Origin of the sequence: Planctomonas deserti (assembly GCF_003067705.1) — a bacterium.
Classification (GTDB): domain Bacteria; phylum Actinomycetota; class Actinomycetes; order Actinomycetales; family Microbacteriaceae; genus Planctomonas; species Planctomonas deserti.
The window spans coordinates 1-759 of record NZ_QANL01000036.1; the positions used below are offsets into that span (position 1 = coordinate 1).

At 63.4% G+C, this 759-nt stretch carries 1 protein-coding gene; it reads left to right on the top strand.

The window, feature by feature from the left end; translation table 11 throughout:
* Positions 1-134 precede the first annotated feature (134 nt).
* The coding region (locus tag DAI20_RS19370; protein ID WP_108252881.1) for an IS30-like element IS1112a family transposase at positions 135-759 on the top strand (625 nt) is incomplete at its 3' end.

Sequence of the window (759 nt, forward strand, 5' to 3'; positions counted from 1 at the left end):
CTGCACTTTGCACAACCACTTCACCATCACTATTCAATACCCGGGCGGCTTCAACTCTGATTCGCAACACCAACGGTTGTGAAGTGGTCCAGGCGACCTGACCTGAGCGACTTCATTGCCAAGTGGAGTTGCCTATGTCCTCCAGCCGCCTGGACCTGTCGGAACGATACCGTCCCCATGCGCTACATGAAACCGGGATGTCGATGCGCGCCATCGCCGATGCATTGGGGCGGGCGCCCAGCACGATCAGCCGCGAACTGCGCCGTAATCAGCACGCTGCGCGGTACCGGCCCGATCACGCGCAGCGCATCAGCGAGCATCGGCGCACACAGGCCAGTCGGCGTCCACGCATCGACGCTGAGCGTATCGGCCAGATCGAGGACCTGCTGAGGGAGGACTTCAGTCCCGAACAGATTGCCGGTCGCACCGGCTTGGCCAGTCACGAATGGATCTATCGGCACATCGACGCCGATCAGAAGCGCGGTGGTCAGTTGTTCATGCATCTACGCAAACGCCGCCGCAAGCGCCGTCGGCGTGGCATGCGCGATGGCCGCGGGCAGCTGACGCATCGGCGCAGCTGGACACAGCGCCCCAGTGTGGTTGAGCAGCGCAGCCGCATCGGCGACTGGGAGCTGGATACCATCAGGGCCTCGCACGGAAAGGGTGTGGTGGTCAGCATGACCGAACGCCGCAGTCGTCTGCATCTGCTGGCTTACTCCCCCGACGGCACCGCCGAGAACGTGCGCAACGCCATTGTCC